Raw genomic sequence first — 13,167 nt, forward strand, 5'->3', positions numbered from 1 at the left:
TCCTCGCCTACGGGTAGATGTGGAGCACGTTGCCATTCTTGTCGATCACAATGGCTTCCTTCAGCCCTTCGACGGGCCAGTCGCGCAACTGAGCGCGCAGCGCGTCAGCGCTCACGGTGCTGTCGCCCAGGTTGACCACGACCCGGTCGGTCTGTTCCGCCTCGACCTTCTTCTTGACCCGGTCGGCGACGTTGCGCACCCTGTCGGTGTTCGGGGCGACGTTGTCGAAGACCTTGCCCTCGATGAGGTAGTCGGGGTTCTTCCGGCCCGGCACAGTCGGGTTCTGCTCGATCTTGTACCCGGCCTGGGCGAGTTTCGTGGCCGACTCGTTCTCCCGCTCCAGCGCCCGCTTGTTCTCCGGTGCCTCGTTGTCCCGGATCCTCGTCGGGTGCCCGTCCGGGGTCGCGTCAGGATCCGGTGCGCCGGACGGGGACGTGTGGTCGGGATGGCCACCAGTACCGGGCGGGTCGTTCGGGTTTTTCGGCGGCTCGCCACCACCGCCGTTGCGCCCGGAGAACTCGTCCATCTTCTTGCGGATCTGCTGGAGCAGCTCGCCGAGCCGCTTCAGCAACGGCTTCAACTTCTCGAACGCCCGCAGGAGCTGCTTGATGATCTGGGCGATGCGAGCAGCCCACTTGGCTGCGGCCGTGGCCGCCTGTGCCGCCACGATCGGCGCGCCGACCACGGTCAACGCCTCAATGGCCCACACCACGCACCGTCCGACGAGGTCGGCGATCAGGTCGCGGACGGTCTCCCGCACCACGCCGACGAGCACGCCGGCCATCTCGACGGCACCCGCGATGCCGCTGGACGCCTCGGCCGCACCGCCGAGCAGCGCGGCCGTGTCCGCGGCACGTTTGCGGTAGGCGTCACCGGCCCTGCCCACCCAGCCCGTCGTGTCCCCGACCGCCTCGCGCTCGTACTCGGTCTTCACCTGGCTGACGGCCTTGGCGACGTTGTTCCACGTGCGCGCCTGCGCGGCGACGCCGTCCGCGTTGCCCGCCAACTGGTCGAGGGCCTCCTGCAGCGGTCCGACGTGCTCGATGACGAACGAGATCAGGTTCGACGCCACCGACCCGATCGGGTCCATGTAGAGGCTGAGCGCCTCCAGTCCCGTCGTCGCCGCGCCGAGACCGATGTCGGCCCAGTTGCCGCTCTGGATGCCCTGCACCAGGTCGCTGATCGACTCGAGGATCCCGATACCGGTGTACCACTCGGTCGAGTCTTCCTCCGGCGAGATCAGCGGGTTGCCGGTCACCGCATCCCCTGGAACTTCTGCTTCACGGCGCCTTCGCGGGTCTCGTAGTCCGCGGCGGTGGCGCGCAGGTTCTCGGACGTCGACGCGAGCCCCTCCTGACAGGCCCGCAACGCCTGCCGAGCCGTCTCCTCCAGCTCGTTGAAGAACGAGGGCAGGAACTGGCAGAGCTCTCCGTAGGTGTCGTCGGACATCGCGTTGTTCGCGGCGTCGACAGTCTGCCCGAGGGTGGCCCCGTGGCGATCAACCTTGGCGGCGTGCGCCCGCAACTCGGCCGGCGCGACCTCGAAACCGGACATGACGTTCCCCCAGACCGTCAGCGGTAGACCGAGCCGAAACCCTCGTCGTCCGGGCGGCTGGCACGCGGTGACTGCTCGGCTGCCGCGCCGAACTTCTGCTCGTAGTACCCGGTGATCCGGCTCCCCGCCTCGTCGCCGACGACCTGCCCCGCCACGGCGCGGACCCGGCCGGCGATCTTCGCCTTGGCCTGGTTCACGGCGATGAGGAGCTGGCGGCCGAGCTCGTCGGGCGAGGTGTTGATGACGCGTTCGGTGAACTTGGCGTCCACCAGCACCCCACTCGCGTCGATGGTCACGGTGACCGCGCCGTTCGGACTGCTCTCGCTGATCCGCACCTCGTCGACCTCGCGCTGGAGCTCCTGGTACCGGGCCGCGTTCTGCTCGAACCCGGCCACCCACTCGTCCAGGCCCCGCTCCACGTCGGCCGGATCGCCCCCGAAAAGGTTCATGCCCTGTGTCATGTCGTGGCCTCCCCGTCACCGAACGCACCGAAGACCTGCGTCTGCGCGCGGCGAATCGGCATCGGTGGACCCGATCAAGCCGCTAGAACGGCACCTCGGTGTCCAAGGGAGCGCTGCCGCGGCCACCGATGACCCGGCAGAACTCGACGGCGTCGAACTCCAGCTCCGGCCCGTCGCCCCAGGTGCCACCCGCCGGCCCGGTCAGCGTCAACGCGACCGGGCGACCGTGCCGTCCGAACCACTCGCGCACCACGTCGTCGACCAGCACACCGTCGTGCTCGGCGGTGAGGTCGAGCGGCTTCGCGACGGCGAGTGCGATGTCGGTGCGGTGCATCCACGGGTCGCGGGTCATGATCACGTCGGACAGGAAGCCGAGCGTCCACGCCTCGTCGGCGCCGTTGACGCGTTGGGCGCCGGGCATCTTCCTGGCGCGCACGAACCTCGGCATGCGGCGGCGTGCCCGTGCCGCCTTCGGGGCCACCTCGGCGAGTCTGGCGACGATCTCGGCCGGGGTGAGGTTCGCGCGTTCCTCGACCTGCAACGCCGTCAGCTCGTCGATGAACGCGCCGGCGCGGGCCTGGGCGGCCCTGACCTGGCGGAGGTTCTCGCGCATCGACGCGGACATCTCGGCCATGCCGAGCACGTGCGTGGCCATGGCGCGGACGTCCCAGCCGGGACAGCAGGTGGGTTTCGCCCAGTCATCCGGGTCGAGGCCGGCGAGCAGGGCGATCGCCCGGTCGTACTCGGTCGCGGCGAGTCGCATCGCGGTGTCGCGGTCGAGCGCGGACGTGCGGGGTCTGACGGCGAGTGCGGTGGTCATCTCGAACTCCTCAACGAAGGTCCTGGCAGGCCGAGCTCGTCGGCGAGCATGTCGATCACGCGGGGAAGCTGCTTCAGCCAGCGGTCGCCGCCCGGTTCGTTGGCGAGCTGGCGGTCGAGCAGGCCGCCGCAGAGCGCCAGGAACAGGTCGACGTCGGCGGACTCGGTGACGCCGAGGCCGCGCGCGATCTCCCGCAGCAGGCCCATGACCTCGACGGACGGGGCGTAGGCGGCCTCGGACGGGGTGAAGCCGGGGACGGCGTGCTGGTTGAGCAGCTGGTAGCGGGCGGGGTCGGCGAGCGCGAACGCGAAGAAGTGCTCGGCGATCGAGAGCAACGCCTCGCGCGGCGCGGCGGGCAGCACGTGCTGCCTCATCTCGTCGAGGTAGCGGGTCCAGCCCTGCCCGAACATGGCGTCGTAGATGGCGTTCTTCGAGTCGAAGTGCGAGTACAGCGACGGTGACCGCATCCCGATCATGGCCGCTACCTCGCGCAACGTGACGGCTGCCAGGCCGTCGCGGCGCGCGATCTCCCACGCGGCGTCGACGATCTCCCGCCGGGTCGCCTCACGCCGTTCGGCTTGCCTATCACGATTAGGCAGAACGCTCATGGTTAGGGAGAGTCCCCTCACCAGGGCTTTCTGTCAAGGCTTAGCGGCATGGCTCGAAACGTCGCCGTGCGAACTCGTGGTCAGACGGGCGCATCGTGGTGCCGCCCCCACGTCCTCGTACTGGTGGTACGGGGGCGTGGGGGCGGTGCCGCGAGGCGCCCTGCTGAGCGCGAGTTCGCCGCCGACGTTTCGAGCCATGCCGCTAGGTTGGTGGGCGTGAACCTGGACTCCCCCGAACTCGCCGAGTTCTGGCGCCTCGCCCGCGAGACCGTGGAGGGCGGCGGCCGGTCGGCGTTCAGCTTCCGCGTGGAGGACGCCCGCACCGCCGCCGTCCTCGGCGAACTGCTGCGCAAGCCCGTCGCGCACCCGGCTCGCCGGCAGATCTCGTTGGCACGCCTGGACGAACACGTCCGCGCGCACGGCAGCACGTTGCCCGAGGTCCTGGAATCGGTGCACGGCAGGCCGATCGCGCTGTCCACCACCGAGGAAGCGTCCACAGCGGACGCCGTGCTGAAGTTCGCGTTGCGGGAACACGGCCTGCTGCAAGAACCCTGGGCCGCCGAGTGGATCGAGCACGTCCGCCGGTACGGCAAGATCCCGCAGCCCGCGCTGCCGATGATCGCGAACCAGGCCGCGGCGATCCTGGCGAAGCTCCGCCCGCAGCCGCGCCGGTTCACCACCCGCTTCGCGTTGGCGGGCAACGACCTCGACGAGGGCCGCCCGCTCACCCGCGTGCTCGCCAAGGCGTTGCAGCTGGCCGGGACCGACTGGGAACGCTCCGGCGTGCTGCCCGACGCCTACACCGACCCGGTGCTGACCTCGCAGGGCTACCTGACGCTCAACGACACCCTTCAAGCCGACGAGATCACCGTCGTGCGCAGCCCACGGCTGCTGGAGTCGGGCGTGCCCGGCCCGTTGATGGTGCTCCCGCACGGCCTGACGCCACAGGCCAAGCACCACCTCAACGACAAGACCGTGTTGTGCCACAACGACTTCACGCCTGAAGGCCTCCAGATCACCAACCAGGTCCTCGCCTGGACCGGCGGCACGGCGTGGCGCATGTCCGCCGCCGACTACCGCGAGGCCGTCGCCACCTCGATCGCGCGCGGCGTCGAACTGCCGACCCTGAACACGCATCCCGAACCCGCGAGCTGGGACCCGGACCTGGCGGGCACGATGGCGACGACGGGCCTCGTGGTCACCGAGGAACACGTGCTGCCCTCACTACTCCGATAAGCGCACACCACGGCGTCGAACTGCCAAGATGAGGTGCATGAAGCCGCACCACTGGCCGTTCGTCGCGTTGGGCGTGTCGGCCGCCGCCGCGATCACGTACGTCGTCCTGCACCCGAACGCGACACCCGCGATCAACATGGCGATCATCGTCGGCGTCCCGTTCGTCGTGACGTACCTCGTCCACCTGGTGTCGAAGCGCGCACCCGGCAAGGTGCGCTTCGAGTTCCGCGTGGACCCGCGGCCCACCTGGTACTCGGACGCCGTCGACGTCACCGCCACCGGGCTGGAGATCAGGGCGGTGTCCGGGGGCGGACGACTGGACGCCTCCGGACCGAGAGAGGTGTCGTACGGCTTCGGCGACCTCCTCGGCATCAGCACCAGGCCCGCGGTGCCCGGTGAACGGCCGTGGATCACGCTGATCGACGGCCGCGGCTTGCCCGTGCCGCCCGGTGAGGTCGTGGTGCTGCGGACCACCAGGGGCGAGCAGGTGCTGCCCGTCGACGAGCCGCAGCGGTTCGTCGACCTGGTGCGGTCCAAGGTCTCCAGCCTGGCCGAGGTCCACTCCGGTCCCGCCGTCGTCGCCGGTCCCAGTGTCGTCGCCGAGACCACCGAGGTCGGCGAGGCTCCTCCCGTGCCCGGACGGCCGACGACTCCGGTGCAGGGCCCGGCCGTGACGCCCGCCGGGCCGTCGCTCGTCGTGCGGTGGCTCCTCGGCGCCGCGCTCGCGCTGACCGGGACCGTGGTGCTGCCGGTGGTCGCGCTGCTCCTGGTGCCCGGCAGGACGTGGCCCGCGATGGCCTTCGCGGGTGTCGCGGGCGTGGTGTGGGTGCTGAACCGGAACGTGCCCCACGTGTGGGGCCGGGTGGCGTTCCTCGCCGTGCCGGTGAGCGTGTTCTGGTTGATCGGCACGCGCAACTTCGTCTGGATCCCGGTCCTGCTGGTGCTGTGCCCGCTGCTGGGTCACCTCGGCGCGCGGATGTTCCGGCTGGGAGCCGATCTCGGCCGCACCGTCGAGGTGGAAGTGCCGCTGCGCAACGGAACGACCCTGTACGTGCAGCGGGATCGCTTGGTGCACAAGCTGAACAGGTCGTACGACGGTGGCGTCTACCCGCAGGCCGTGTGGCTCGGCGACCTCACCGTGGTGCAGCCCGGCACCGCACCGGACGAACCGTGGCGGGTACCCGGCGGCGTTCCCCTCCGGCTCGGCGGCGGACCGATGGTGCGGCTCGTGGCCCGCCCGCAGCAGTGGCTGCTGCCGCTGGACCAGGCCGGCGAACTCGCCGAGTTGATCAGGTCGCGGCAGGGCGCGCCGAGCCGGCCGGGCGTCGCGTCCGTCGAGGAGTGGCGCGACCTGCACCAGTGGGCGGTGCGGCGGACGACCGGCACGTACAACGGCAACTTCCGGACCACCGGCATCGGCTGGCGGCTGTGGAGTGCCGCCATCGCCGGCAGCTTCGCCTGGATGCTCCTCACCACCGGGCCGATGGTGTGGATCGGCGGCGTGATCGCCGTGCTGACCGCGGGCCTGCTGGCCGACTGGTGGCGGGTGCGCGGGCGGATGCGGCTCGCCGAGCACAACGTGCTCCCGCCGGGCAGCCCGGACTGGGGCGAGACCCGTGCGGATCACGCCCCGATCCCGGGCTGGCAGCCCTGGCGGTAGCTACTTCTTCGGTGGCGGCGGCGGTGGTGGCGGGTCGGGCAGGTCGAGGCGCCCGACCATCTGCGGCGGGTTCGCCGAGGACTTCACCCGGTAGTCGCTGTCGTGCGGGTCGTTGACGTTGTTCGGCCCGATCTGGCCGCCGGCGTTGTGCATGCCGGCCTCGCCGCCCGAGGAGAAAACTCCGCCCTGGTGCGGGTTGTTCGGGATGTTGGCCTGCACCGTCGCCCCGTCCCGGGTCGTGAAGGTGTGGCCCTGGGTGTTCGCTCCCGAGGTGTACTGACCGTCCGGCGACGTCGTGTTGCCCCAGGTGTCGACGAGTCCCGCGTGCCGTTGCGACATCCCGCCGATCGCGCCGCCGACGCTGCCGGAGGTCGCGCCGGACACGATCGCCGTGCCGAAGTCCTCCAGCGAGACCTTGCCGTGCGCGACGTTGGTGAGGACGTTGCCGGCCGCGCCCGAGACTGCGCCTTCCACCGCACCGCGCGTGGCGGCCTGGACGAAGTTGCTGGTCGTGCCACCGATCGCCCCGCTCACCGCGCCGACTCCGCCCGACGCGACGCCGGCGGCGACGCCTGCGATGCCCGCGTCGACCGTCTTGCCGAAGTCCCACGACTGCCGGTCGCCCTTGGCGAACTGGAGGGCCTGGATGGCCACGTCGGACCCGACGTTGATCGCCAGGTTGACGACGATCTGCTTGAGCAGCTGCTGGAAGAGCGACTGCACGGTGATCCGCGTCGCCGCCTGCGCGATCGGGACGCCCGCCGTCGACGCGCCGAACGTGGCGACCGCCGAGGCGATCATCGCGATGATCTGCGCCAGCAGGATGCTCAGCGCGATGATGATGCTCATCTTCGTGTACTCGATGCCCAGCGCCGCGTCGTTGCAGCCTTCCGCCAGGTCGGTGCAGAGCTGTTCGAGGCTGACCAGGTAGGCGTCGCCGCCCTCGCCGAACTTCTGCCAGTGCTCCTTGAACTTCTCCGCGGTCTGCCCGCTCATGCAGCCCAGCGCGGCGGAGGAGGCACCGTTGCCGTCGCCGAGCACCTCTTCGACGGCCTGCGCGGCCGCCTTCCACGCGTCCCGCATGGCGCGCAGCTTGTCCTCGTCACCCTCCGGCCAGCTCGCGCCGACGACGATCGGGGTGAGCCACTGGACGGCTTCGGGAATCTCGATCGCCACGGCTCACTTCCCTCCCATCGACTTGGCGTTCGCCTTGTCGGCGGCTTCCCAGGCGTTCGCGGACTCGTCGAGACCCTTGCGGATCGCGTGGATGCCCTCGGTCAGCAACGGGAACGCCTTGCCGCCGGAGTCGGCGAGGGGCAGGTAGGTCTTGGCGAACTCCTGGCCCGCCTCGTCACCGCCCCAGCAGCCGTTGTTGGCGTCGAGGACGGTGCGCAGCGCCTCCCACGCGGTCTGGAGCTTGTCGCCGGTCGCCGAGAACTTCGGCGAGGCGGCCCGCAGCGCCGTGGGGTCGACCTCGAAGCCGGTCACCAGCTGGTCCCTCGGCGGTCCATGAAGGACTCCGGCGGCTCGTCTTCGTTGTGCTGCTGGGGTTTCGGCGCCACGATCGGCGGCGGTGCCGGGATGAGGTCCTTGATGGACGGCATGCCCGGGAAGATGTCGGGCAGGTCGGGCACGTCCTCGGTGAACGGGCTCAGCAGGGCGTCGGCCTGCTCACGGGCGTGGAGGGCGGCCTGCTGGATGGTCGCGACGACGCTCTGCCCGAGCTTCTCCGGTGTGCTGCGGGTGAACGCGGCCGGCGCGAACGTGACACCGGTGACGATGCCGCCCGCGTTGACGGTGACCTCGACCAGTCCGTCCGGCGAGGTCGCGCGCCCGACCTTGGCCATGGCCTCGGCCTGTGCCTGCTTCAACCCTGCGGTCTGCCGTTCGAGGTTCGCGAGCATCGTGTTCATCTGGTCGCGCAACGCCGCGTTGCGCGCTTCGAACTCGGAGTTGTTCATGGGACCCCCTTCCCATAGGTGTCGTGGGTCTCACTAGACCACACCGGGGGAGGCTATTCGGCGCAACCGGGGCGCGCAGGAGAATCGGCCATCCCGGTTCCGGCCGGGTCAGCCTGCCAGCCGTTCGACGAGCAGCACCCCGCCGATGCCGATCATCATCGCTCCGCTGACCCTGCCGACCACCTTCGCCACCCCCGGCCGGGTCGCCAGCACGAGCCGCGCCGAGACGCCCACGGCCAGGTAGACCGTCAGGCACAACGCCATGTGCAGCACGCCGAGCACCGCGGTCTGCACGCCGACCGGCCAGCTCGCGGCAGGGTCGATGAACTGCGGGAACAGCGAGACGAACAGCAGCATCGCCTTGGGGTTGAGGCCGCTGATCCCCGCTCCCTTGAGCACCACCCGCCCCGGCGAGGACGCCAGCGTCTCGGCCGCGCCCGGTGCCGCGGGCCTGGCCAGCACGCCGAGTCCCAGCCACACCAGGTACGCCGCGCCCGCCACCGTCAACGCCGTGAGCAGGCCCTGCGAGCTCGCCACGACCACGACCAGCCCGGCCACCGCGAGCAGCGTGTAGCCCGCGTATCCGGCGACCAGCCCGAGCACGGCGGGCAGCACGAACCGGCCGCGCAGCCCCGCCGCGATCGCGTACGCCCAGTCCGCTCCCGGGGTCAGGACCAGCAGGAGGTCCACCGCCAGGAACGCCAGCACAGTGCTCAGTTCCATGCTGGAAAGGCTAGGAAGCAACGGCTCGAAGGTGTTCCCGTCTTTGCCCGCGTTGGAGCCGCACAAGGGTAAGAATGTGCCGATGGACGCCGTTGACCGACAGATTCTTGCCGAGCTCCAGCAGGACGGCAGGCTGACCGTCACCGACCTGGCCGCGCGGGTGAACCTGAGCATCTCGCCGTGCCACCGCCGGCTGCGCGATCTCGAACGCGCCGGGGCGATCCGCGGCTACCGGGCCGTGGTGGACCCGGCCGCGGTGGGCCTGAACTTCGAGGCGCTGGTGTTCGCCACCGTGCACTGGGAGAACGAGAGCACGGTGGCCGACTTCGAACGCGCGGTCGCCGCGATCCCGAACGTCCTGCAGGCGCAACGACTCTTCGGCGAACCCGACTACCTGCTGCGCATCGCGACGGCGGATCTGCCCGCGTACCAACGACTTTATGACGAGGAACTGGTGAAGCTGCCCGGTGTGCGGAGGATGAGGTCGACGGTCGTCATGAAGCACGTGGTCGACGACCGTCCACTCCCCTAGCTAGCCGCGGGACCAGCTCTGCAACATCCGGAACGCGATCGACGCGCCCCCGGCGAGCCCGAGGCCGGGAACGCTGCCCGGCTCGTCGATCGCCTTGCGCACGTCCGCGCGGGACACCCACTTGGCCTCCGCGATCTCGCCCTCGGCGAGCCGCAGCGGTTCGGCGGGGTCGGCCACGGCCTCGAACCCGATCATCAACGACCGGGGGAACGGCCACGGCTGCGAGCCGAGGTAGCGGATGTCGCGCACGGTGACCCCGACCTCCTCGCAGATCTCCCGCGCCACGCAGGCCTCCAGCGACTCGCCCGCCTCGACGAAGCCCGCCAGCACCGAGAACCTGCCCTCCGGCCACTCCGGGCCGCGCGCGACGAGCACCTGGTCGGCGCCGTCGTGCACGAGGCAGATCACGGCGGCGTCGGTGCGCGGGTACTCCTCGCGCCCGCACCCCGAGCAGACCGAGGTCCAGCCCGACTTCTCCAGCACGGTGCGCGCGCCGCACTTGGCGCAGTACTTGCCCAGGCGGTGCCACTGGAACAGCGCGGCGGCCGTCGTGAAGAGGCCCGCCCACATGTCTTCCAGCGTCGCGCCGGCCTGGCGCAGGTCGAGCCACTGCGGTTCGTCGGTGAGTTCGGCCGGGCCCCAGGCGCGGCTCGGCGGCGTCACCTCGTCGTCCTCGGCGGGCATCAGCACGGCGAAGTACGCCACGCCGTCCTGCTGACCCAGCAGGACGGCGTTCACCGGCGGAAGGTCGCCGAACTCCAGTGCGGGCCGGTCCGCGAGCCGCGTGCCGCGGTCCGCGACCAGGGTGCGGCCGCGGGTGTCCACGACGATCATCCTGGCCTTGGGCCAGAGCGCGGCGAGCTGCTCGTCGTCGCCGCGCAACGGCTCACACCTGTCGACCGTCGACCGCGACAGCGCGGGCAACCCGAGGAGATCGAAACTCACTGGAACGAGACCCCGCCGAGGGCCGCGAGCTTCGGCTTGAGCTGCTCGGCGTCACCGACGAGCACACCCGTGAAGTTGGCGGGGGCGAAGAAGTCCAGCGCCGCCTGCGCCACCTGCTCCGCCGTGACGGCCTGCAGGCGTTGCGGGTGCTCCACCAGCCAGTCGATGCTGAGCCCCAGACCGACGAGGTTCACCAGGAACGACGCCAGGCCGCCCTGTGACGACGTGCTGGTGAGCAACGTGCCGACGGCGTAGCTGCGCGCGGTGTCCACTTCGGACTGCGACGGCGGCACCATGCCGAGCCGGGCCAGTTCGTAGCGGGTCTCGAGCAGCGCGGCCGCCGTGACGTCCGACGCGGTGTCGGCGTCGATCAGCAGCGTCGCGCCGTGCACGGTGAACTCGGGGTGCGACCGGGCGCTGTAGGTGTAGCCCTTGTCCTCGCGGATGTTCTCGACCAGCCGCGAGGAGAAGAACCCTCCGTAGACCAGGTTCGCGAGCTGCAACGCCGGGTAGCGCTCGTCGGTGCGCGGGATCGACTGCGCGGCAAGGCGGATCTGCGACTGCACGGCACCGGCGCGGTGCACCAGCACGACGTCGCCGCCCTTGACCTCGGGCAGCGGCGGCAGCTGGACGGCCTCGCCGTCACCCTGCCACTCGCCGAGCGTGGCGCCGACCTGCTCGACGGCGCGTTCCGGGTCGACGTCGCCGACGACCACGAACACCGAACCGCGCGGCAGCAAAGCCTTGCCGTGCAACGCGGCGACGTCCTCGCGGGAGACGGCGGCGACCTCGTCGGCCTCCGGCATCTCCTTGGCGAACGGGTGGTCGCCGTACAGGATCTTCTGCAGCGCCTCGCGGGCGATGACGCTCGGCTGCGAGCGGGCGATCGTGATCCGCTCGACGAGCCTGCCGCGTTCGCGCTCGACCTCGTCGGCCGGGTAGGACGCGTTCTTCAGCACGTCGCTCAGCACGTCGAGGACGGTGCCGAGACCGGACGCGAGCGCGTTGCCGGTGAAGCTGAGGCGCTCAGGGTCGACCACCGAGTCGAGTTCACCGCCGACCAGCGCCAGTTCGGTGTCGATCTGCACGCGCGAGCGGGACTCGGTGCCCGTGAGGACCGTGTTCGCGAGGATCTCGGCGATCGCGGAGTGCTGCGAGCCGACGCTCGTGCCGGACGGGTCGGCGAACGGCACGCGCAGCCGCACCTCGACCATCGGCACGTTCGGGCGGCGCACCGCGATGACGCGCAGACCGTTGGGCAGCGTCGCGTCCACAGTGGACAGCTTGGCGGGCGGTTTCTGGCTGCCCAGCTCGGGAAGCGGGCGCGGGCCGATCTCGGTGCGCCCGATCTCCTCGGCGGATCGGTGGGTCTTTGCCGAGGTCACTGGGCTCCTCCGGTGGGCTTGACGAAGAGAAGGGCGCGGGCGTCGGGACGCAGCGCCTTGGCCGCGGCGGACACCTCGTCGACGGTCACGGAGGCGATCCGCTCAGGCAGTTCGTAGATCAGCTCGGCGCGGCCGAACAGCAGCTCCGCGGAGCCGAGGCCCAGCGTGCGGTTCGTGAGCCGGTCGTGCTCCTTGTGCATGGTCGACGCCCAGCGGGCGGTGACCTTCGCGAGCTCCTCGGCCGACGGCGGCTCCTGCGCGAGCTTCTGCAGTTCCTCGTCGATGGCCGCGATGACCTGGTCCGCCGAGACCTCGTTGGTGTGGATCGCGGTGATGCTGAACGTGTCCGGGTCGCGCGCTTCGAGCGGGCCGAACAGGCCGCAGCCGGCGTTCAGGTCGATCACGATGCCCTCGCGGTGCACCAGTCGCTGCTGAAGACGCGAGCTGTCGCCGTCGGTCAGCACGCCGGCGAGCACCAGGTACGCGAGGTAGCCGTCGATGTCGGTGACGGGGTCCGGCACGCGGTAGCCGATCGCGATCGCGGGCAGCGGGGCCAGCGCGTCGCCGTGCTCGTGCCGCACCTCGCCCTGCGGGGCGGGCTCGGCGAACGAGGGGCGCTCCGGGCGCGGCCGGGCGGGCACGTCGCCGAAGTGCTTCTCCACCAACGTCTTCGCGACCTCCACGTCGAGGTCGCCCGCCACCGTCAGCACCGCGTTGGCCGGGCTGTAGTAGGTGTCGAAGAACTCCGCGCAGTCGTCGACCGTGGCGCTCTCCAGGTCGACGAAGTCGCCGTAGCCGTTGTGGGCGTTGGCGAACGTCTTGAACAGCACCGCCGGCAGCAGGATCCAGGGGAACCCGCCGTACGGGCGGTTGAGCACGTTGAGCCGGATCTCCTCCTTCACCACGTCGATCTGGTTGCGGAGGTTCTCCTCGGTGAGCTTCGGCGCGCGCATGCGGTCCGCTTCGAGGAAGAGCGCGCGCTCCAGGGCCGCGCTCGGCAGCACCTGGTAGTAGTCGGTGTAGTCCGGGTGCGTGGACCCGTTGAACGTGCCGCCCGACGACTGCACGTGCCGGAAGTGGGCCAGCTTCTCCAGACTCTCGCTGCCCTGGAACATGAGATGTTCGAAGAGGTGCGCGAAGCCCGTGCGCCCCTCCGGCTCGGAGCGGAAGCCGACGTCGTAGTGCACGCTGACGCCGACGACCGGTGCGCCGGCGTCGGGGGCGAGCACCACCCGCAGGCCGTTGGGCAACGTGAACCTGTGCAGTTCGGGTGAGGCCATGC

Annotated in this window: 15 protein-coding genes; 3 read left to right on the forward strand and 12 right to left on the reverse strand. The window is 70.7% G+C overall.

The annotated features are described in order from the left end of the window. Positions 1 to 7: 7 nt before the first annotated feature. The 5 genes from JNUCC0626_RS27795 to JNUCC0626_RS27815 form a co-directional block, all read right to left on the reverse strand. Positions 8 to 1,258, reverse strand: coding sequence for a hypothetical protein (locus JNUCC0626_RS27795; protein WP_394613700.1), 1,251 nt, complete (start codon positions 1,256 to 1,258; stop codon positions 8 to 10). Then, positions 1,255 to 1,554 (reverse strand): type VII secretion target, encoded by a 300-nt coding sequence (locus JNUCC0626_RS27800; protein WP_394613701.1) that lies wholly within the window; start codon positions 1,552 to 1,554, stop codon positions 1,255 to 1,257. Before JNUCC0626_RS27800 ends, JNUCC0626_RS27795 begins: the two co-directional genes overlap by 4 nt. Positions 1,555 to 1,571: 17 nt before the next feature. Further along, positions 1,572 to 2,003, reverse strand: a complete 432-nt coding sequence (locus tag JNUCC0626_RS27805) for a YbaB/EbfC family nucleoid-associated protein (protein ID WP_394613702.1) — start codon at positions 2,001 to 2,003, stop codon at positions 1,572 to 1,574. Positions 2,004 to 2,097: 94 nt separating this feature from the next. Continuing rightward, complete coding sequence (locus JNUCC0626_RS27810; protein WP_394613703.1) at positions 2,098 to 2,835, reverse strand: maleylpyruvate isomerase family mycothiol-dependent enzyme; 738 nt, start codon at positions 2,833 to 2,835, stop codon at positions 2,098 to 2,100. Further along, entirely contained in the window at positions 2,832 to 3,443 is a 612-nt protein-coding gene (locus tag JNUCC0626_RS27815) for a TetR/AcrR family transcriptional regulator (RefSeq protein WP_394613704.1), read from the reverse strand. The genes JNUCC0626_RS27810 and JNUCC0626_RS27815 overlap by 4 nt, the downstream gene beginning before the upstream one ends. Before the next feature lie 216 nt (positions 3,444 to 3,659). Here JNUCC0626_RS27815 and JNUCC0626_RS27820 point away from each other — a divergent pair, with 216 nt between their 5' ends. Further along, entirely contained in the window at positions 3,660 to 4,679 is a 1,020-nt protein-coding gene (locus JNUCC0626_RS27820) for a DUF2399 domain-containing protein (RefSeq protein ID WP_394613705.1), read from the forward strand. 37 nt (positions 4,680 to 4,716) lie between these two features. Further along, positions 4,717 to 6,339 (forward strand): hypothetical protein, encoded by a 1,623-nt coding sequence (locus tag JNUCC0626_RS27825; protein ID WP_394613706.1) that lies wholly within the window; start codon positions 4,717 to 4,719, stop codon positions 6,337 to 6,339. Here the strand turns inward: JNUCC0626_RS27825 and JNUCC0626_RS27830 are convergent, their stop codons facing one another. From JNUCC0626_RS27830 to JNUCC0626_RS27845, 4 genes are all read right to left on the reverse strand, one after another. Beyond that, positions 6,340 to 7,515, reverse strand: coding sequence for a hypothetical protein (locus JNUCC0626_RS27830; RefSeq protein ID WP_394613707.1), 1,176 nt, complete (start codon positions 7,513 to 7,515; stop codon positions 6,340 to 6,342). It abuts the gene before it with no gap. A gap of 3 nt (positions 7,516 to 7,518) precedes the next feature. Further along, positions 7,519 to 7,827 (reverse strand): WXG100 family type VII secretion target, encoded by a 309-nt coding sequence (locus JNUCC0626_RS27835; RefSeq protein WP_394613708.1) that lies wholly within the window; start codon positions 7,825 to 7,827, stop codon positions 7,519 to 7,521. Continuing rightward, entirely contained in the window at positions 7,824 to 8,300 is a 477-nt protein-coding gene (locus JNUCC0626_RS27840) for a YbaB/EbfC family nucleoid-associated protein (RefSeq protein ID WP_394613709.1), read from the reverse strand. The genes JNUCC0626_RS27835 and JNUCC0626_RS27840 overlap by 4 nt, the downstream gene beginning before the upstream one ends. A gap of 108 nt (positions 8,301 to 8,408) precedes the next feature. Beyond that, a complete protein-coding gene (locus tag JNUCC0626_RS27845; RefSeq protein ID WP_394613710.1) occupies positions 8,409 to 9,023 on the reverse strand; it encodes a LysE family translocator in 615 nt (204 codons plus the stop codon). 82 nt (positions 9,024 to 9,105) lie between these two features. Between JNUCC0626_RS27845 and JNUCC0626_RS27850 the strand changes: the two genes are divergently transcribed. Then, complete coding sequence (locus JNUCC0626_RS27850; protein ID WP_394613711.1) at positions 9,106 to 9,555, forward strand: Lrp/AsnC family transcriptional regulator; 450 nt, start codon at positions 9,106 to 9,108, stop codon at positions 9,553 to 9,555. Here the strand turns inward: JNUCC0626_RS27850 and nudC are convergent, their stop codons facing one another. From nudC to JNUCC0626_RS27865, 3 genes are read right to left on the reverse strand one after another with little or no spacing between them, the layout of a single operon-like run. Next, positions 9,556 to 10,500, reverse strand: a complete 945-nt coding sequence (gene nudC / locus JNUCC0626_RS27855) for an NAD(+) diphosphatase (RefSeq protein WP_394613712.1) — start codon at positions 10,498 to 10,500, stop codon at positions 9,556 to 9,558. After that, complete coding sequence (locus JNUCC0626_RS27860) at positions 10,497 to 11,885, reverse strand: M16 family metallopeptidase (protein WP_394613713.1); 1,389 nt, start codon at positions 11,883 to 11,885, stop codon at positions 10,497 to 10,499. Before JNUCC0626_RS27860 ends, nudC begins: the two co-directional genes overlap by 4 nt. After that, entirely contained in the window at positions 11,882 to 13,165 is a 1,284-nt protein-coding gene (locus JNUCC0626_RS27865) for a M16 family metallopeptidase (protein ID WP_394613714.1), read from the reverse strand. The genes JNUCC0626_RS27860 and JNUCC0626_RS27865 overlap by 4 nt, the downstream gene beginning before the upstream one ends. Positions 13,166 to 13,167: the final 2 nt, after the last annotated feature.

It is taken from the genome of Lentzea sp. JNUCC 0626 (assembly GCF_043632865.1).
In the GTDB taxonomy this organism is placed as follows: Bacteria; Actinomycetota; Actinomycetes; order Mycobacteriales; family Pseudonocardiaceae; genus Lentzea.